General features: G+C 60.7%; 16 protein-coding genes and 1 pseudogene. 10 read left to right on the forward strand and 7 right to left on the reverse strand.

Going from position 1 to position 19,305, the window contains the following annotated elements:
• The first annotated feature begins 141 nt into the window (after nt 1-141).
• On the forward strand, nt 142-1,134 hold the full coding sequence (locus IB254_RS24050) for a diaminopimelate epimerase (protein WP_192419800.1): 993 nt from the start codon (nt 142-144) through the stop codon (nt 1,132-1,134).
• A gap of 117 nt (nt 1,135-1,251) precedes the next feature.
• Here the strand turns inward: IB254_RS24050 and codA are convergent, their stop codons facing one another.
• A complete protein-coding gene (gene codA, locus IB254_RS24055) occupies nt 1,252-2,499 on the reverse strand; it encodes a cytosine deaminase (RefSeq protein WP_192419804.1) in 1,248 nt (415 codons plus the stop codon).
• A 283-nt stretch (nt 2,500-2,782) separates the two neighbouring features.
• Nucleotides 2,783-3,613, reverse strand: coding sequence for an alpha/beta fold hydrolase (locus IB254_RS24060; protein ID WP_192419806.1), 831 nt, complete (start codon nt 3,611-3,613; stop codon nt 2,783-2,785).
• A 152-nt stretch (nt 3,614-3,765) separates the two neighbouring features.
• On the opposite strand from IB254_RS24060, the gene IB254_RS24065 reads away from it, so the two are divergent.
• Nucleotides 3,766-6,537 (forward strand): C2H2-type zinc finger protein, encoded by a 2,772-nt coding sequence (locus IB254_RS24065; protein ID WP_192419807.1) that lies wholly within the window; start codon nt 3,766-3,768, stop codon nt 6,535-6,537.
• Nucleotides 6,538-6,610: 73 nt separating this feature from the next.
• Here the strand turns inward: IB254_RS24065 and queD are convergent, their stop codons facing one another.
• Nucleotides 6,611-6,967: a 6-carboxytetrahydropterin synthase QueD gene (gene queD / locus IB254_RS24070; protein WP_008025299.1), complete on the reverse strand. Its 357-nt coding sequence runs from the start codon at nt 6,965-6,967 to the stop codon at nt 6,611-6,613.
• 74 nt (nt 6,968-7,041) lie between these two features.
• Nucleotides 7,042-8,121 carry a patatin-like phospholipase family protein gene (locus IB254_RS24075; protein WP_192419809.1) on the reverse strand — a complete coding sequence of 360 codons (1,080 nt, stop codon included), beginning with the start codon at nt 8,119-8,121 and terminating at the stop codon, nt 7,042-7,044.
• A gap of 273 nt (nt 8,122-8,394) precedes the next feature.
• Here IB254_RS24075 and IB254_RS24080 point away from each other — a divergent pair, with 273 nt between their 5' ends.
• The 4 genes from IB254_RS24080 to IB254_RS24095 are packed head-to-tail and all read left to right on the forward strand — an operon-like array spanning nt 8,395 to nt 10,990.
• Nucleotides 8,395-8,703, forward strand: coding sequence for a PepSY domain-containing protein (locus tag IB254_RS24080; protein ID WP_192419811.1), 309 nt, complete (start codon nt 8,395-8,397; stop codon nt 8,701-8,703).
• Entirely contained in the window at nt 8,703-9,008 is a 306-nt protein-coding gene (locus tag IB254_RS24085; protein ID WP_192419813.1) for a PepSY domain-containing protein, read from the forward strand. Before IB254_RS24080 ends, IB254_RS24085 begins: the two co-directional genes overlap by 1 nt.
• A 3-nt stretch (nt 9,009-9,011) precedes the next feature.
• A complete protein-coding gene (locus IB254_RS24090; RefSeq protein WP_008025306.1) occupies nt 9,012-9,680 on the forward strand; it encodes a response regulator transcription factor in 669 nt (222 codons plus the stop codon).
• Nucleotides 9,677-10,990, forward strand: coding sequence for a sensor histidine kinase (locus IB254_RS24095; RefSeq protein ID WP_192419814.1), 1,314 nt, complete (start codon nt 9,677-9,679; stop codon nt 10,988-10,990). Before IB254_RS24090 ends, IB254_RS24095 begins: the two co-directional genes overlap by 4 nt.
• 102 nt (nt 10,991-11,092) lie before the next feature.
• Here IB254_RS24095 and IB254_RS29995 read toward each other — a convergent pair whose 3' ends face one another.
• Entirely contained in the window at nt 11,093-11,848 is a 756-nt protein-coding gene (locus IB254_RS29995; RefSeq protein ID WP_404943259.1) for a methyl-accepting chemotaxis protein, read from the reverse strand.
• 102 nt (nt 11,849-11,950) lie between these two features.
• Nucleotides 11,951-13,411, reverse strand: a pseudogene (locus tag IB254_RS30000) (HAMP domain-containing protein); the annotation flags it as partial.
• 200 nt (nt 13,412-13,611) lie between these two features.
• Here IB254_RS30000 and IB254_RS24105 point away from each other — a divergent pair.
• Complete coding sequence (locus IB254_RS24105; protein ID WP_162130708.1) at nt 13,612-14,928, forward strand: Na+/H+ antiporter family protein; 1,317 nt, start codon at nt 13,612-13,614, stop codon at nt 14,926-14,928.
• A 232-nt stretch (nt 14,929-15,160) separates the two neighbouring features.
• On the forward strand, nt 15,161-16,843 hold the full coding sequence (locus IB254_RS24110) for a methyl-accepting chemotaxis protein (RefSeq protein WP_192419816.1): 1,683 nt from the start codon (nt 15,161-15,163) through the stop codon (nt 16,841-16,843).
• Between the two features lie 255 nt (nt 16,844-17,098).
• Here IB254_RS24110 and IB254_RS24115 read toward each other — a convergent pair whose 3' ends face one another.
• Complete coding sequence (locus IB254_RS24115; protein ID WP_192419818.1) at nt 17,099-18,034, reverse strand: LysR family transcriptional regulator; 936 nt, start codon at nt 18,032-18,034, stop codon at nt 17,099-17,101.
• Nucleotides 18,035-18,247: 213 nt separating this feature from the next.
• Between IB254_RS24115 and IB254_RS24120 the strand changes: the two genes are divergently transcribed.
• Together IB254_RS24120 and IB254_RS24125 are read left to right on the forward strand one after the other, a co-directional pair.
• Nucleotides 18,248-18,733, forward strand: a complete 486-nt coding sequence (locus IB254_RS24120) for a DMT family transporter (protein WP_192419820.1) — start codon at nt 18,248-18,250, stop codon at nt 18,731-18,733.
• A gap of 2 nt (nt 18,734-18,735) precedes the next feature.
• Nucleotides 18,736-19,188: a DMT family transporter gene (locus tag IB254_RS24125; protein WP_192419822.1), complete on the forward strand. Its 453-nt coding sequence runs from the start codon at nt 18,736-18,738 to the stop codon at nt 19,186-19,188.
• Nucleotides 19,189-19,305 lie beyond the last annotated feature (117 nt).

The following is a 19,305-nucleotide window of genomic DNA, read 5'->3' on the forward strand; positions in this document are numbered from 1 at the left end:
CGTCCCCAAGGGACAGTGACTCACCCATGAGGTTCGGTCAGCGTCCGGACGGTTTCGCGGTCAGGCAGGGTGACATCCTTGCACAGCCCGTCGCGGTTTCGCGATATGTTGCACGCCTGTGATGTTTACACGGGAGGCGCCATGACGCCGTTCTACGATGCTCGAGGCAATATCTACGCGGTAGTGGCGCCGGATGCAGTGCGCCGCGAAGGGATCGATTTACCTGAACAGGCCAGTCTGGCGGCGCAAACCCGCACGACCTGGGCATTGTCGGCCATCGAGGCGTTCTGTGCCTGGGCGCCGGGTACGCAACCGCCCGGCAGCAAGGACCATCGCTGCGACGGTCTGCTGGTGGGCCCGTTTCAAACTTCGCCGCCGTTCGATCTGTTGATCGTCAACACCGACGGCACCCTGGCCGAGCGCAGTGGCAACGGGCTGACGATTTTCTCCCAGGCGCTCAGCGATCAAGGGCTGTTTCCGGAAAACGCGCCGTGTGTGCTCAGGGTTCATCACGACAAGGTCGACACGCCTTCGCCCGGTGAAACATCGGTGAACCGCGCGCAGGTCGAGGGTGTGCAGGGTTTCTGGCTGGACCTGGGAAAACCGGCGTTCGGACCCGAGGCGGTCAGTGCTCAAGGGGTGACCGATGTGGCATTCAACGGCCGTGGGCTCAGCCATGTTCAACCGCTGTCGGCGCTGGCTCCCACCTGGTCGCGCAGCCAGTTCGTGCGGGTCGGCAATCCGCATTGTGTAACGCTTGTGGACGATGCCGAGGCATTGCCGGCCAATGAGCAGATGCGCGAAGCGCGATTGTCCGAAGGGTTGACGCGCATTGCCTACGCGATGCCGACCGGGGCAGGGCGACCGTGCCCGGCGGGGGTTAATTTGCAATGGGCGATGCGTGAGTCAGCGTGGAAAATTGCTGCGCGGGTGTTTGAGCGTGGGGAAGGGCCGACGGCGTCGTCCGGCACCAGTGCGAGCGCGGTGGCGTGTGCGGCGTGGCGGGTGGGTTGGGTGGCGGCGGGTGAGGTGAAAGTGGTGATGCCCGGTGGGACGGCGCCGATTTTGTTGGAGGAAACGGATGGGGAATTGAGTCGGGTTAGTCTGTTTGGTACGGCGCGGTTGATGGGTTGAATTCAAGATTGCTTTCGCGGGCAAGCCTCGCTCCTACAGGTTCGGCGATCCCTGTAGGAGCGAGCGATGCGGCGATCCGACTTGCCCGCGAAGGCGTCAGCTCAGCCAACACAAAACTCAGGGTTGCTCACCAAAAAACTCCACCACCGGCATCTGCCGCTTCATCAACACCTTCCCATCACGAACCGAATACAGCGGCAAGCCCTGACTGCGGATCACCTCGTAATCGCTGTCTGCCGAAAGAATCAGCAAATTCGCCGGCCGCCCGCGCTCCAGTCCATACCGATCCCCCAGGTTCATCGCCTTGGCGCTGTTGTCGGTGACCAGGTCCAGCGCGCTTTGCAGGTTGCGATACCCGAGCATGTGACAGATGTGCAGACCCGCTTCGAGCACCCGCAAAATGTTGCCGTTACCCAGCGGATACCACGGGTCGACGATCGAATCCTGACCGAAGCACACGTTCATCCCCGCTTCGAGCAATTCATTCACCCGAGTGACGCCACGACGTTTCGGAAAGTTGTCGAATCGCCCTTGCAGGTGAATGCTTTCGGTGGGGCAGGAGACAAAACTGATCCCCGAATGCCCGAGCAGGCGAAAGAGTTTGGCGCAGTACGCGTTGTCGTAAGAGCCCATGGCCGTGGTGTGGCTGGCCGTGACCCGCGAGCCCATGTCGCGGCTGCGGGCTTCTTCGGCGAGCACTTCGAGAAACCGCGAGTGCGGGTCGTCGGTTTCATCGCAATGCACGTCCACCAGGCAACCGGTGCGTTCGGCGAGGTCCATCAGGAACTTCACTGAACTCACGCCCTGATCGCGGGTGTATTCGAAATGCGGAATCCCGCCGACCACGTCCGCGCCCATGCGGATCGCTTCTTCCATCAGCTCACGACCGTTGCGGTACGACTCGATGCCCTCCTGGGGGAAGGCGACGATTTGCATGTCGATCAGGTGACGGCTTTCCTCGCGCACTTCGAGCATCGCCTTCAGCGCCGTCAGCTGCGGGTCGGTGACATCGACATGGGTGCGCACATGCTGGATGCCGTGGGCGGCGAGGGCCTGGATGGTTTTCCTGGCGCGGGTCTTGGTGTCTTCCTCGGTGATCGTCACCTTGCGCTCGCCCCAACATTCGATTCCTTCGAACAGCGTGCCGCTCATGTTCCAGCGCGGTTCGCCGGCGGTGAGCGTGGCGTCGAGGTGGATGTGCGGTTCGACGAAGGGCGGCACCACCAGGTTGCCGCCGGCGTCCAGATCATCGGGGCCCAGAGTTGGGGCTTCGGTCTGACGGGAGATGTTGCTGATCAGGCCGTTTTCCAGGTGCAACTCATGCAGGCCTTCTTGGTTGCGCAGGCGGGCGTTGATGATGTGCATCAGGCGAATCCTTTAGAAGGTCTTGTAGTAGTGCGTTGGCGCGTCAGTTATAGACATTAGCGCGGCAACGGAAATAGAGCATCGGTCAGATGCGAACTTTGACCACGACAGCAAAAGAAAAATGCCCGCCATTGATCGGGACCAACTGAAGAAACACCGCTTTTTGTAGGAGCCGGCTTGCTGGCGATAGCGGTATAACAGGCAACATATGTGCCGAATGACACACCGCTATCGTCGGAACGCCGCCCGCAGCAAGCCGGCTCCTACAAGAGTCCGTGTGTTTTCAAGGGGATCTATGTGCTGGGAGAAAACGCAGCAGCGCGGCGACGATCGCTTCGGGCGCATCTTCCTGAACCAGATGCCCGGCATTGGGGATTGGGTGGAACTGCGCCCCCGCAATCATCTGCTGCAGTGCGCGGCCGCGCTCGATGGGAATCCACTGATCATCCTCGCCCCACAGAATCTGCACCGGGCAACGAATGGTCGGGTACAACCCCTCAACTTCACGGGTATAGCGCTGATCCATCTGCGCAATCTGCCGGTAAAACGCCGCTTGCCCCGGATCGCCCAGCCACGGTTGCACGTAAGGCGCGAGTTCATCATCGGGTATGTCGCGCTTGATCGCCCCGCGAACATAGGCCGACACAATCGCCCGCTGAATGTAATCGGGCACGCCGCTGAACGCCGCTTCATGCTGACGCACCTGCTGCACGAACGGCGAGCCCCACGGCGTCAACGCCACCGGGTCGATCAGCGTCAGGCTGCGGTAGTCCTTGCCGTTCAGCAGATGCGCGCGCAGCACCGTTGCGCCGCCGAAATCGTGGGCCACCACATCCGGGCAATCCAGCCCCCAATGCTCCAGCAGCTGCGTCAACAGCTCGTTCTGCACTCCCAGCGATACATCGCCCTCGACCTTCTCGGACAGCCCGTAACCCAGCAGGTCGAAATAATGCACCCGGTGCGACGTGATGAAGTGCGGCGCAATCCGGTGCCACACAAACGAAGAGAACGGCGTGCCATGCACGAACACCAACGGCGGGCCGTCGCCACGCACGGCGTAACGGACGGAGTGCCCGTTGAAGCGATAGGTTTGAGCTAGCGGCCAGTCAGTCATGGGGACGTCCTCTTGGCGGGTGCTAGCGAAAAAGCATAGGCATAAAAAAACCGCTCGTCCCGGCAGTTTTTTTGATCTGTCGGATCAGCGGGATGAATACCTGTGATTTGTGACAGTAGACGGCTGTTGATGGCGGATGATATCCACAGCCCATGGACAACCTCAGCCTGCATCACGGAACGCCCACACTGGCGGTTATCGACCCGCGCGGTCTCGCTGTGCGCAGCGTGGCGTACTGGCGTGGGGAGAGTGGGCAAACGCCGCAAGCGCGGGTCACGCGGCAGGTGTTTGATGCGGCGGGAAGGGGGATTGAGCAACGGGATGCGCGGTTGTCCGCGTCTGCGTTGAGTCATCGTTTCACCCTGACCGGCAAGGTGTTGGCGACTGACAGTGTCGATGCCGGTTGGCGGGTGTTGTTGCCCGGGCAAGCGGATCAGGTCTTGAGTGGATGGGACAGTCGGGGGGCTCGGCAGGAAACGCAGTACGATTTATCGCTGCGGCCTGTTGCCATAAGGGAGCTGGAACGGGTTGTGGAGCGCTTTGAATACGGCCGCGCCGGGGCCGGTTTTGATGCTGCCAATCAATGCGGCCGAGTGATTCGTCACGACGATTTAGTCGGCACCCGGCACATGCCGGCGTACGATCTGCGGGGCCTGGCGTTAAGTGAAATCAGCCACTTTCTGGTCACCCTCGATCCGCCGGATTGGCCGCTGGACTGCGCCGCACGCGATCGCTTGCTGGAAGCTGATCCCGGGCTCGCAAGCCATTGGGCCTATAACCCGTTGGGCGATTTGCTCAGCCTCACCGACGCCAAAAAACACCATCGTCACTTCACCTACACCGTGGCCGGGCAGCTCAAAGGCGGCTGGCTGCAACCGGCGAACACTGTCGCGCCCGGACAATGCCTGGTGCACGACATCCACTACAACCCCGGCGGAAAAGTCGAACGGGAAACCGCCGGCAACGGCGTGGTCACCGAGGTGCAGTACGCGCTTGATGACGGGCGCCTGCTGCGTTTGTGCGCCGGGTTGCCGAACGCCGCGCCGCTGCAAGATCTTCGATACAGTGTCGACCCAATGGGCAACATCCTTCAGATCGACAATCACGCAGTGCCGGTCCGTTACCACAACAACCAGCGCATCGATGGTCAATGCACCTACGGCTACGACACGCTGGATCAGTTAACCTGCGCCACTGGCAGGGAAGCCGAATGCCCATCGATGTATCCCGGCACTGCGTATCGCGCCTCGGCCAACCCCAACGCGGTGGTCAACTACCGCGAAGAATACGACTACGACGCGGGCGGCAACCTGACCGAACTGCGCCACCTCGGCGTCCAGCCGTTCACCCGGCGCTGGGACATCGACCCGGCCAGCAATCGCAGCCTGCTCAAGGACGAACAGCCGACGGATTTCGCCCGCCATTTCGACGCCAACGGCAACCTGCAATATTTGCAGCCAGGCCAAGCCATGACCTGGGATGTGCGCAATCAGTTAGCCTGCGTGTCACCGGTGGTGCGCGAAGACGAAGACGACGACACCGAGCGCTACCTCTATGGCGGCGGTGGCAAACGCCTGCGCAAAGTCCGCACCGCACTGGCCGCCGCCCGCACGGTGATCGCCGAAGTACGCTACCTGCCGGGACTGGAGATCCATCATCGTCCGGGCGGCAAACAGCATGAAGTGCTCGACCTGGAGGCCGGACGCAATCGGGTGAAGTGGCTGCACGGCGCCGATGCGCCCGACCATTCGTTGCGTTACCACCTGACCGACCATCTCGGGTCCGGGACGCTGGAATTGGATGAACAGGCCAGGGTGCAGAGCCGCGAAGAGTTTTACCCGTTTGGCGGCTCGGCCTGGGAAGATCACCGCGATCAGAGCGGTGCGTACAAAACCATCCGCTATTCGGGCAAGGAACGGGATGCGACTGGGTTGTATTACTACGGTTATCGTTACTTTGCGCCGTGGCTGTGCCGCTGGATCAACCCGGACCCGGCGGGGGCGGTGGATGGGTTGAATTTGTATTGTTTTGTGGGGAATTCGCCGGTGGGGCATGTGGATGTGGATGGGCGGATGATGGCGGACGATCTGGATGTTCCGGATAATATCGATGATTTTCTCCAAGATACCGGTCCACTTCCGCCTCATGCGATTGCAATAATCGAGGGTGATTTGCGCTCGCAAGACACGCAGTATTCGAACATTTCTTCATTTCATGGAGACACGGATCCTTCGGCAGTGTTGAATTTTAACTCACTCACTGAACAGGCATTTACATCCGAAGTTGGGCCTACTGTGCCTCCCCCATCGGCCAAACGTTATGCTTGTCCTGATTGTGATAAAAGTTTTAATAACCAGGGGCACCTTTCCGAGCATTCGAGAATGCATACCGGAGAAAAGCCATACTTGTGTTCTTGGGGGGACTGTGGTGGAAAATTTTCCAGTAAAGGTATTCTGCGCGAACATATGCGGATACATACTAATGAAAGACGATATGCCTGCAAAAAAGTGGGGTGCACCGAAAAATTTACGCAATATTCCAGCCTTACGAAACATAAGAAAACGCATACTGGTGAAAGACCATTTGTCTGCAAAGTAGAGGGATGTGGGGAAGCGTTTACGCAGAGCAGTAATCTTACTCGTCATAAAAAAAAGCATAACAGGCCAAATGTCTGCACAGCAGATGGGTGTGGCGCAGCGTTTGCGCAGGAAAGCAAACTTGCGAAACACTTACTAACTCATACTCTGCAATATATGTGCTCGGAAGAAGGGTGCGGTAAGGCGTTTGCGGATAGTAGCAAGCGTAATGAACATGCTTGGGTTCATAGGGTAAGGGATACTTGCCCGGTTGAGGGATGTTACAGTCGGTTGAGTTCTCCACAAGCGTTAAGAAAACATATGAAACTGAATCATCCTGGGTTGTAGGCTTGCTGACGATATTTTCACCAAGTTAACAACCTAAAAACCACCGATTTCGGTGGTTTTTTGATCTATCGACTTATTCGCCGCGATAGATGCAACCGCTGGTGCAGGTCTCGTGAATACGGATCGCGCTGAGTTCTGGCAGCAATGGCTTGAGTTCAACCCAGATCCACTTCGCCAACACTTCACTGGTCGGATTCTCCAACCCCGGAATGTCATTCAGATAGTTGTGATCCAACCGCTCATACAACGGCTTGAAGATCGCCTTGATCTCGGAAAAGTCGCGAATCCAGCCGGTATGCGGGTCCAGATCGCCACTCAAATGAATCGCCACTTTGAACGAGTGACCGTGCAGGCGGCCGCACTTGTGGCCTTCCGGGACGTGGGGCAGGCGGTGGGCGGATTCGAAGGTAAATTCTTTGAAGATTTCCACAGTGGTTTCAGCTCTGTCAGGTGGCGATCGCCGCAGCGATGTGGGCAGGCGGCGAGTTTAACAGTTTGTCCTGACTAAAGGGTCAGCAAGCGTTCGCCAAGGCGACCGTTGGCGGCCAGTTCGAGAAACTCATCGCCCAGCCTGCGGCTTTCATCCATGGTTGCACGCCAGTATTTCTGCCGGCTCGGCGCATCGCCCATGAAGCGCTTGAAGTCGTTACGGTCCGGCAGTTTGCCGTAGGGCAGGCGGGCCAGGTATTCCTTGGACGGCGCCAGCAACAGGACATCTTGCAAGCGGGTTGGACAGGCACGGCGCCAGGGCAGGGTTTTGTCGAACCAGCCGGGAATCACCCGGTCGGTGAAATGTGGATACAGCACGATGTCGCTGCCGCTGTAGGGCAGGTCGAGGTGATAGTCGAGCAGGCCGCCGTCGCGGAACGTCCCGGCGCCAGCGCCCGGCAGGTCGCGCACGCCTTCCATGACCATCGGGATCGAACCCGAGGCGAGCAGGGCTTGGCGCAGGTTGCCGGCATTCAGTGCGACGAAGCGCGAGGGGAAATCGTTCAGCGCGTTGACCGGCGGTGCCAGGCGCGGGTCGTGGATGATCAGCCGCTCGAAATGCCGCGACAGCCGCGCGCGACCGCGCAGGTTGTCGGCGATCACCGACGACAGGCCCAGCCCGAGACGACCGCGATGATCGTCCGCAAGCAGGCCATGACTTTTGACCACCATGATGTTCAGCCGGTAATTCGCGTTGCTCAAAATCGCCGCATCGCGGCCGTCGAGCAGGTCATTGAGCATGCGTTGCGAGCTCTGGCTGATCTGCGCCATGGTCACGCCTTTGGCGAAGTTCTGCTCGGTGTAGAGGTGACCGAGGCGGCGGATGCCTTCGGCGGCGTCCGGCAGGCACGCACTGGCGAAGCGCCAGGAGCCGACCGAGGCGCCGATCAGCGACCGTTCACGCGGCGCGGCGGGCAGCCATTCGCCAAACAGCGCCAGGTCCAGACCTTGAATCCCCAACGCCTTCGGCCCGCCGGCAGCACCCGGCAGCGTACCGACATCGGCGGCGTTCAAGCCGTGCTCACGGATGCGCGCCAAGGCACGCGGGCCGGCCTTGAGGGTCAGGGAAGGGAACTTGATGTGGATGGCGGTCATACCGGTCTCGATGTCTGGCAAGCGGGCGGATTATAAACAGGTCAGGCAACGTCACCAATCTACTGTGGGAGCGAGCCTGCTCGCGATGGCGTACGGACATTCAACATTGATGTCGACTGCCACGACGCCATCGCGAGCAGGCTCGCTCCCACAGGTTTTGTGTCGGTCGGTGATGGCGCGTTGTCATGGCCAATGATGGCAATTCAGTTTCAATTAAGTTCGAATCGCTAAGGTGCCTTCCGTACGCAACACATAAAAAATACGGAGACACCCATGAAAACCCTGACTGCCCTGTTCACCGCCTCCATCGTCGCCATGACCGTCAGCATCGCCCACGCTCGCGACCTGGGCCCCGACGAAGCCCTGCGGCTGCGCGACGCTGGTACCATTGTGTCTTTCGAGAAGCTCAACGCCACGGCACTGGCCAAACACCCAGGCTCGACGGTCACCGAAACCGAGCTGGAAGAAGAGTACGGCAAATACATCTATCAGGTAGAGCTGCGCGACCCGCAAGGCATTGAGTGGGACCTGGAATTAGACGCGGTCAGCGGGCAACTTCTCAAGGATCATCAGGATACGTAATGAAGGTGTGTTTATTGTCACGCATGGCGCTGGTGCTTCTGGCGTTTTGCTCGATCGTCATGGCCCGCGACCTTGATCAGGACGAAGCCCTGCGCCTGCGCCAGCAGGGCGTGATCCTGCCGCTCGAGCAAGTGGTGAAGCAGGCGCTGGAGCGTTATCCAGGCTCAAAACTGCTGGAAGCCGAGCTCGAAGAGAAACACGACGTCTACATTTATGAAGTCGAACTGCTGACCACCGAAGGCGAGGTCCGTGAACTGGACCTCGACGCCACCACTGGCGAGTTACTGAAAGACAAGGAAGATTGACCGATGCGATTGCTGCTGGTGGAAGACCATGTGCCCCTGGCCGACGAACTGATGGCCGGCCTCAACCGCCAGGGCTACGCCGTGGATTGGCTGGCCGACGGTCGAGATGCGGTGTATCAGGGCAGCAGCGAACCGTATGACCTGATCATCCTCGACCTCGGTCTGCCGGGTTTGCCAGGGCTCGACGTGTTGGCGCAATGGCGCGCCGGTGGGCTGGCCACGCCGGTGTTGATCCTCACCGCGCGCGGTTCCTGGGCCGAACGGATCGAAGGCCTCAAGGCCGGCGCCGACGATTACCTGAGCAAACCTTTCCATCCTGAAGAGCTGCATTTGCGCATTCAGGCGTTGTTGCGCCGTTCCCATGGCCAGGTCAATCAACCGACGCTGCAGTCGGCTGGATTGCACCTGGACGAAGGCCGGCAATGCGTGACCCGCGACGGTGCTGACATCCAGCTCACCGCTGCGGAGTTTCGCCTGCTGCGCTATTTCATGCTGCACCCCGAGCAGATCCTCTCCAAAAGCCACCTCGCCGAACACCTCTACGACGGTGAAACCGAGCGCGATTCCAACGTGCTGGAAGTTCACGTCAACCACCTGCGGCGCAAGCTCGGGCGCAGCGTGATCGAAACCCGTCGCGGCCAGGGTTACCTGTTCGGCGGGCAAGCGCAGTGAGGTCGATCCAGCGCCGCTTGAGTCTGGGGCTGATCAGCGTGATGGTGATCGTTGGCCTGGTGCTGGCGCAAACCAGCCTGTGGTTGTTCGAAGTGGGCTTGCAGCGCTACCTCGAAGCGGGGCTGCGCAACGACAGCGAAAGTTTGCTGGTGGCGCTGGTGCGCGGGCCGCAGGGCTTGCAGCTGGATGAACGACATCTGTCACCGGCTTATCAACGGCCGTTTTCCGGGCATTACTTCCGAATAGATTTTGCCGACAGCCATTGGCGTTCGCGTTCGTTGTGGGATCAGGAATTGCCGCGCCTCGAACATCCCGGCCTGCACAGCAACCTGCAACTGGGGCCGGAAGGCCAGCAATTGCTGGTCTTGCGTTCGGACTACCGTCGTTTGGGACAATCGATCTCCATCAGCGTCGCTCAGGACTACACGCCGGTGCGCGAGAGTTTCAAGCGCATGCAGCAAGTGGGGCTGGGGCTGGGGCTGGCGGGATTGCTGCTGATTTTGCTGTTGCAACGGATCACCGTGCGCCGAGCCTTGCGTCCACTGGAAAAGGCCCGTGAACAGATTGCCCAGTTGCAGCAGGGCCAGCGTTCGCAGCTGGATGATCAGGTGCCGGTGGAACTTGAGCCGCTGGTGGCGCAGATCAACCATTTGCTCGCTCACACCGAAGACAGCCTCAAGCGTTCGCGCAATGCGCTGGGCAACCTTGGGCATGCCTTGAAAACCCCGCTGGCGGTGTTGTTGAGCCTGGCGTCCAGCGAGAAACTCGACGCCCATCCCGAGCTGCGCAAGATCCTCAAAGATCAATTGGCACAGGTTCAGCAACGACTCAATCGCGAGCTTAACCGCGCACGGTTGTCCGGCGATGCGCTGCCGGGGGCGTTGTTTGATTGCGATGCGGAACTGCCGGGATTGCTCGCCACGTTGAACATGATCCACGGCGAACACCTTGAACTGAGCTATCGCGCGCCGGCCGGGTTGCAGTTGCCGTGGGATCGCGAAGACTTGTTGGAACTGCTGGGCAACCTGCTGGACAACGCCTGCAAATGGGCGGATGCCGAGGTGCGGTTGAGCGTGGTCGAGACGGCTGCAGGGTTTGAGCTAAGCGTGGAAGATGATGGGCCGGGCATTCCCGAGGACCAACGTGCTCAGGTGTTCAGCCGGGGCACGCGGCTGGATGAGCAGACGGATGGGCATGGGTTGGGGCTGGGAATCGTGCGCGACATCGTCGACACGTGGGGCGGGGTGTTGCGGCTGGAGGAGAGCGAGTGGGGCGGGTTGAAGGTTGTCATCGAACTGCCCAAACGCTGACATTGAAAACCCCGATAACCTGTAGGAGCCGGCTTGCCGGCGATGGCGTCCTCAAAATCGCCATCGCCGGCAAGCCGGCTCCTACAAGGGGTGTGTTGTCAGTCAGACGCGGAATTGATCCATCAGGCTCTGCTGCTGATTCGCCAGGCTATTCAGCGACTGGCTCACCCGCGCCGACTCATTGGCCTGTCCCGACAGCGACTCGGTCACGTCCCGGATCGTCGCCACGTTGTTGTTGATCTCTTCCGCCACCGCGCTTTGCTCTTCCGCCGCTGAGGCAATCTGCAGGTTCATGTCGCTGATCACCGTCACCGCATCACCGATCTGGCGCAACGCCGTGACGGCCTGGCTGACCTGTTCGACACTGCCCTGAGCCTGGCGATGGCTGTTGTTCATCGACCCCACCACATCCTGCGTGCCGTTCTGCAACTGCTCGATCACCAGACGGGTTTCTTCAACCGACTCCTGCGTACGCCGCGCCAGGTTGCGCACTTCGTCGGCGACCACCGCAAAACCGCGTCCGGCCTCACCGGCACGGGCCGCTTCGATGGCGGCGTTGAGGGCCAGCAGGTTGGTCTGCTCGGCGATGGCGCGGATCACTTCCAGTACCGAGCCGATTTTCTCGCTGTTGGCCGCCAAACCTTCGACCTGCACCATCGCTGCGCTCATGTCGGCGGCGAGGTTGTCGATGCTGGTGGTGGTCTGGTCGATCACGGTCAAGCCACGGCGGGTGGCGTGATCGGCATCGCGCGCTGCTTGTGCCGCTTGTGCCGCGCTGCGGGCAACGTCCTGGGCGGTGGCGCTCATTTCGTGGGAGGCGGTCGCCACTTGATCGACCTGACGGTATTGCTGTTCCATGCCGGCGCTGGTCTGCGTGGCGATGGCAGAAGACTGGTCCGCCGTGCTGCGCGCGTCCTGTACCGAGCGTTTCACCTCGGCGATGATCGGCTGCAACTTGTCTAGGAAGCGGTTGAACCAGCCGGCCAACTGGCCCAGCTCATCCTTTTTGTCGTAGGCCAGACGCCGGGTCAGGTCGCCTTCGCCGCTGGCGATGTCTTCGAGCATGTGCGCCACACCCAGAATCGGTTTGGTCACGCTGCGCGCCATTAGCCACACCAGCAACAGGCCGATCAACGCGGCCAGCACGCCGAGGCCTAGTTCGACCAGTGTGCCGGCGGTGTTGCTTTCATCGAGTTGTTTTTTCAGGGTTTCGGCGGGGCCGACCAGGACTTTTTCCGGTACGTCGAGCAACACGCCCCACGATTTGCCGTCGGGGATCGGCTGGAACGGCGACAGCACTTTCAACTGCTGGTTGCTGTGCAGGCTTGCGGTTTTGCTGCTGGCGGCGAGCAGGCGGATCAGTTCGGTGCCGTTGGTTTTATCCACAGCGTCCAGGCGCTGGGCGAGTTTGCTGGCGTCCGGGCTGTAGCCGGCGAGCAAACCGGCCGGGCTGATGATGCTGACGTTGGTCTGGCCGTCATAAAGCTTCTTGCTCGCGCCCTGACTGACCGCTTGCAGGCTGTTGAGGTTGATGTCCACCGACAGCGAGGCGATGACTTTGCCGTTGACCATCAGCGGGAACACGATGCTGGTCATCAGCACGTTCTGGCCGTCGATCACATAGAAGTAGGGTTCGATCACGCAGGGCTTGAGCGAGGTGCGCGGGCAGGTGAACCAGGCGTTGGCGGGTTCACCGCTGGGGCCGGTGCTGGTGTCGGCCATGTCAGTTTCGGGCAGCGCCATCGACGTCACCTTGCCGGGTGTCGGTTGCGACCAGTACAGCGCGAAACGGCCCTTGTCGTTGCTACCCAACTCGGCCTGGCCGGCGAACAGCTCGTCCTTGCCGTCCAGCCCATTGGGTTCGAACACCAGCGACAGGCCGAGCAATTCCGGGTTGGCTTGCAACGCAGACTTGACCTGGCGGGTCAGGTCTTCACGCAGGTCGAAGGCATCGAGAAAGCGCTTTTCGGCCTGATCGCGCAGGAACAACACCTGACGCGAAAAGCCGTGGCCATATTGATAGGCATCCATGAACTGCTGGCGAATGTTCAGCGCCTGGTTTTCGCCCTGGGACTCGATCCGGGCCTGGGCGGCTTCAGTGAGCATCTCCATGCTCGAGGCTTTCACCAGCTCGGAACTGTGCTCCATGCGATACAGCGAAAGACCTACCAGCAAGGTCACGATACCGGCGAGGCAAAGCCCGGCCAGCAGGGTGATTTTCCATTGAATGGAAAGTTGTCTGAGCGACATGGAGACGTCCTTATTCGATAAATATCTGAGACTTTGCACTGTAACGGCCGAAAATCCGCTTTCTTTACGCCATCCGACGGAAATCGAATCACCCGCACAACCCTTGTAGGAGCCGGCTTGCTGGCGATAGCGGTGGGTCAGCCAATCCGTTATTGACTGGACGGACGCCATCGCCAGCAAGCCGGCTCCTACAGGGGGAGATGTCGTTTTGGAAAGGGAGGGGCTTGCTTGCGTTCGGGTCTCGCGGCTTTGACAAGGCGGTGATGGTCCGGCACAGTGCGCGCCCTCTAATAAAACCCATTCCTTATCCCGCTGGCGGCTCTTCGCAGACTGCCGGCCGGGCTCATTTCGCTTGCCTTGAGGTAACGATGATTAATGCTGTAATTGCCGCGGTCGGCATCATGCTGATTCTCAGCCTGTCCCGCGTGCACGTGGTGATCGCGCTGATTATCGGCGCGCTGGTGGGTGGTTTGACCGGTGGCCTCGGCATCGACGCCACCTTGAAAGCCTTCAACAGCGGCCTCGGCGGCGGGGCGACGGTGGCCTTGTCTTATGCCTTGCTCGGCGCCTTCGCGGTGGCGATCGCCAAGTCCGGCCTGGCCCATGCGCTGGCCGACAAAGCCCTGGCCATGGTTGACCGCCAGCACGCCAACGGTGGCGGTTCGGTGAAGTGGCTGCTGATCGGCCTGCTGTGGGTGGTGGCCATCGCTTCACAGAATATTCTGCCGATACATATCGCTTTCATTCCGTTGCTGGTGCCGCCGCTGTTGTATGTGCTGACCAAGCTGCAACTGGATCGGCGGTTGATCGCCTGCGTCATGACCTTCGGCCTGATCACCCCGTACATGTTCCTGCCAGTGGGCTTCGGCAACATCTTCCTTAATGAAATCCTGCTGGCCAACGTGGCCCGCAGCGGCGTCGATATCAGCGGCATCAACGTCACCCATGCCATGGGCATTCCGGCGCTGGGCATGGTGGTGGGGCTTGCGGCAGCCTTTATCAGCTACCGCAAGAAGCGCGTCTACGACCTGGAAAAGATCGAACAGGTTGAGCAGGTCGCGGTGCAGTACAACCCGCTGAGCCTGATGGTTGCGGGTGTGGCGATTGCGGCGGCGTTCATTATTCAGCTGTTGCTGGACTCGATGATTATCGGTGCACTGGCAGGCTTTTTGATCTTCTCGGTGTCGGGCATCGTGAAGTGGCGCGACACCGATGACCTGTTCACCGAAGGCATGAAGATGATGGCGATGATCGGTTTCATCATGATCGCCGCCTCGGGGTTTGCCGAAGTGATGAAAGCCACCGGTCAGGTGCAGACGCTGGTTGAAGCGTCGGCGTCGTGGATCGGCCACAGTAAAGGCATCGGTGCGCTGCTGATGTTGCTGGTCGGTCTGCTGGTGACCATGGGTATCGGTTCGTCGTTTTCCACCGTGCCGATTCTGGCGGCGATTTTCGTGCCGCTGTGCGTGCAACTGGGGTTCAGCCCGATCGCCATCGTCTGCATCGTCGGCACTGCCGGCGCGCTGGGCGACGCCGGTTCGCCTGCTTCCGACTCGACGCTCGGCCCGACCTCCGGCCTGAACATCGACGGTCAGCACCACCACATCTGGGACACCGTGGTCCCGACCTTCCTGCATTACAACCTGCCGCTGCTGGCGTTCGGCTGGGTGGCGGCGATGGTTCTCTGATTCCAACCTGCCCTGTGGCGGCGCCTGTGAAAACGCCGTCGCCAGCAAGCTGGCTCCTACAGGTCAGAGGTGTCGGTAGGGTCAGCGTTGATCGCGCAATCTGTAGGAGCCGGCTTGCTGGCGATGGCAATTTCAAATACGCCATCGCCGGCAAGCCGGACTCCTACAGTTTTGCGTTGGCGTGCCGTTAAAGCCTTTAACCACGCCAATAAAACCAAAAGAGTGAACCGTCATGCGCATGAGCCTGAAGGCTAAAGTCCTGTCCCTTGCCGTCCTCCCGGTGTTGCTCTTTGCGCTGGTCATCAGCCTGACCACGTTGTTCGTTCTGCAGGAACAGGCTCGCAAGGAAGTCGAGGAGACGCGCCAGCGCCTGCTCAGCGACGCCAAGGCCACCCTGCAAAGTTACGTCGCCGTGGCCATGACCGCGATCAAACCGCTCTACGAGGCCGCCGCCCCTGGCGATGACGCGGCGCGGGCCCAGGTGATCAAATTGCTGTCGAGCATCAGCTACGGCAAGGAAGGCTACTTCTTCGGCTACGACTCCAACACCGTGCGCCTGTTCAAGGCCAACAGCCCCGAAGGCGTGGGCCAGAGCTTCAAGGACAACCGCGATCCGAACGGCGTCTACGTCAACCGCGACCTGGTGAAAGTCGCCAAGGACGGTACTCACTACCTGCAATACAGCTCGCCATTGCCCGGCAATACCAAGGTGCTGGTGCCGAAACTCGGCTACACCGAATACCTGCCGAAGTGGGACATGGCGGTCGGCACCTCGGTCAACCTTGACGGTATCGAAGCGCAAGTGGCGGTGGTCGAAGCCAAGGTTCAAGACCGGATGGAAGGCGTGTTGCTGAGCATCATCGGCATCGCCGCCGTCGTGCTGCTACTGATTGCCGCCGCCGGCATGCTGCTGGCCAACACCATTCTGCGTCCGCTGAACCTGATGAAAGCCAACCTCGACGACATCGCGGCGGGCGAGGGCGACCTGACCCGGCGCCTGACCATCACCAGCCAGGATGAACTCGGCCAACTCGCCGGCTCGTTCAACCGGTTTGTCGACAAGATCCACGGCCTGGTGCGTCAGATTACCGAAATGACCTCGCAATTGACCGGGCTGGTGAACCAGGTCTCCGATCAGGCCCAGCGTTCGGATCAAGCGATGGAGCGTCAGCGTCACGAGACTGATCAGGTGGCCACGGCGATCAACGAAATGTCGGCCGCTGCGCAAGAAGTGGCGAAAAGTGCGCAAAACGCCGCAGTGGCGGCGCAGCAGACCGACGAAGAAGGCCAGACGGCCAAGCGTGTGGTGGCCGGCAGCATCGTCAAGATTCATGCGTTGGTCGACGATATTCGCAGCAGCGGCGTGTCCCTCGACAGCCTGCAGAAGGACGTGTCATCGATTGTCAGCGTGCTCGGGGTGATCCGTTCGATTGCCGAGCAGACCAACCTGTTGGCGCTCAACGCCGCCATTGAAGCGGCCCGTGCCGGTGAGGCCGGTCGCGGATTTGCGGTGGTGGCCGACGAAGTCCGTGCGCTGGCCAGCCGCACGCAAATCAGCACCCAGGAAATCCAGGGCATGATCGACCGCTTGCAGGCAGGCACTCAGTCGGCGGTGGAAGCGATGCGCCGCTCCAGCGAGGCCGGCGACGGTACGTCCATGCAGGCCAACGAAGCGGGTGCTTCGCTGGACACCATGGCTCAACTGATCGGCACCATCAACTCGATGAACGCGCAGATCGCCAGCGCCGCCGAGGAGCAGACCGCCGTGGCCGAAGAGATCAACCGCAGCGTGCATCAGATCGCGGTGGCCGTGGACAACGTGGCCGGCGAAACCCAACTCGGCGCCCAGACGTCCCGCAGCCTGGCTGATCTTGGCCAGCGCCTCGGCACTCTGGTCGGCCAGTTCCGCATCTGACCCACACCCTGTAGGAGCCGGCTTGCCGGCGATGGCGATATGTCAGCCAACATCGATGTCGACTGACACAACACCCCCTTGTAGGAGCCGGCTTGCCGGCGATGGCGACATGTCAGCCAACATCGATGTCGACTGACACAACGCCCCTTTGTAGGAGCCGGCTTGCTGGCGATAGCGGTGTGTCAGGCGCCATCAATGTTGACTGACGCGCCGCCATCGCCAGCAAGCCGGCTCCTACAGGTTGTGCTTTCTATGTCAGGGTCTGTCCCAATACGGCACGGCCCCGAAGCATTCGACATAGAAATCAATCACCGTCCTTACCTTCACCGACAACCGCCGGCTCCCGGGCCAGAGCACGGCGATCTGTTGCGGCTCAAGGCTGTTGGACACCTGATATTCCCCCAGCACCGGCACCAGCGTGCCGTTGCGCACCGCTTCGCCAATCAGCCATGACGGAAACATCACCAGGCCCAGGCCTTGTTCGGCGGCCTGTGTGAGTGTGTCGGCGTGGTTGCCGGTGATCGGTCCCTTCACCGAGTAGGGCCTCCAGTCCTGCTGACCCTGGCGGAAAAACCAGCGTTGCTGGCCGGCCACGCCTTTGTAGGCCAGGCATTGATGCGCCGCGAGGTCTTCGGGATGCAACGGTGTGCCATGGCGTTTCAAGTACGCCGGGCTCGCCGCGACCTGAAAGCGTTGCGGCGCCAGAATCCGCGCCTGCATGCTCGAATCGTGCAGCGGGCCGATGCGAAACAGCAGGTCGGCACCTTCCTGTAACGGTGCGACATAGCTGTCGGTCTGCTGGATATCCAGCTGCAATTTCGGGTAACGCTCGCACAGTTGTCCCAGCCAGGGCGTCAGGTGCCGCTGGCCAAACACCACCGGCGCGTTGATCCGCACCAGTCCGCTCGGCTCGCTTTGTTGTTCCTGCAACGCCTGTTCGGCTTCCTCCAACTGCACCAGCACCAATCGCGCATGCTCGCCGAGCAAGCGTCCGGCTTCTGTCGGCGTGACCGCGCGGGTGTGGCGGTAAAGCAATTGCTGGCTCAGCGCCTGTTCCATCAACTGGATCTGCCGGGAAATCGACGACGGCGCCAGGCCTTCGCGGCGCGCGACTTCAGAGAAACTGCCGTGGTCGAGTACCGCGACAAACAGCCGAAGTGCCTTGAAACCCAATTCGTTGAGGCCGTGCATGAAGAATCCTGCTGTGCGAGTTGCGCAAAAGTGTTGTCAGGATGCTCCCATTTATCGCACAGCAGCTCCAGCCGATAATGCGCGCCAATCACACCGACAACACAAATCCCGTGTAGGAGCCGGCTTGCCGGCGATAGCAATCTCGAGGACGCCATCGCCGGCAAGCCGGCTCCTACAGGGATCGCGTGTTGATCGATAACACAGGAGTTCCGAATGCAATCTTCTTCAATCGATATCGCTGTCACACCAGCAACCCAACCGGGGTTGCGGCTTTTGCTGCTGCCTTTGGTGATCCTGGCCGGTATGGGCCTGTCCGTGGAGGCCGGTCTGCTCGGGCCGCTGGGGGGTCAGGTCGGTCACTTGTGGGCGACGTTGAGCATCTTCGGCGTCGGCTCGGCGATCCTGTTTTTCCTGCTGTTGCTCAGCGGCCCGCAAAAGGGACCGGCCTTCAGCGACTTGCCGCGCTGGCAGTTGATCGGCGGTTTTCTCGGGCCGATCTACGTGGTGGTGCTGACCCTGGCCACGCCGTACATCGGCATTGCGATGACGATGATCGCGATCCTGTCCGGGCAGGTCGGTAAAAGCGTGCTGATCGACCACTTCGGCTGGTTCGGCGCCACTCGTAAAAAGGTCAACGGTGAACGTTGGCTGGCCTTGCTGCTGATTGTGGCGGCACTTGTTCTGATTGCGCGGGGTTAATGATGAATCTGATTATTTTGTTGGCGGTGGTCGTGGCTGCCGGTGCGGTGTTGAGTGTTCAGGCCGCCATCAATGGGCGTCTGGGCGAAACGGTCGGCGTGCTGCGCAGCAGTTTGTTGACGTTCGTGGTGGGGGCGGTAAGCACCGGGTTGCTGATCCTGTTTTTCGAGCCGGCCCATGCCGTGAGCCTGCTGGACGTGCCGAAATGGCAGCTCAGCGGCGCGCTGTTCGGCGTGGTGTACATGATGGTGATGGTGGGGGCGGTGCCACGGGTGGGTACGGCGGTGGCGACGGTCGCGGTGATCGTCGGGCAGTTGGGCATGGGGATGCTGATCGATAACTTCGGCTGGCTGGGCAACCCGCAGATCGAGCTGTCCGGCAGCCGGATACTGGCGATGGTGTTGCTCGGGTTGGCGCTGGTGTTCATGTATCGCAGCAATACCCGCCAGGCCTGACCGCTGTTGATTTTCTGTAGGAGCAAGCTTGCTCGCGATGAACGATAACGCGGTATTCCTGAAACACCGCGGCGTCCGCATCGCGAGCAAGCTTGCTCCTACAGGTTTGGGCTGCGT

This window comes from Pseudomonas sp. PDM03, assembly GCF_014852385.1.
GTDB lineage: Bacteria > Pseudomonadota > Gammaproteobacteria > Pseudomonadales > Pseudomonadaceae > Aquipseudomonas > Aquipseudomonas migulae.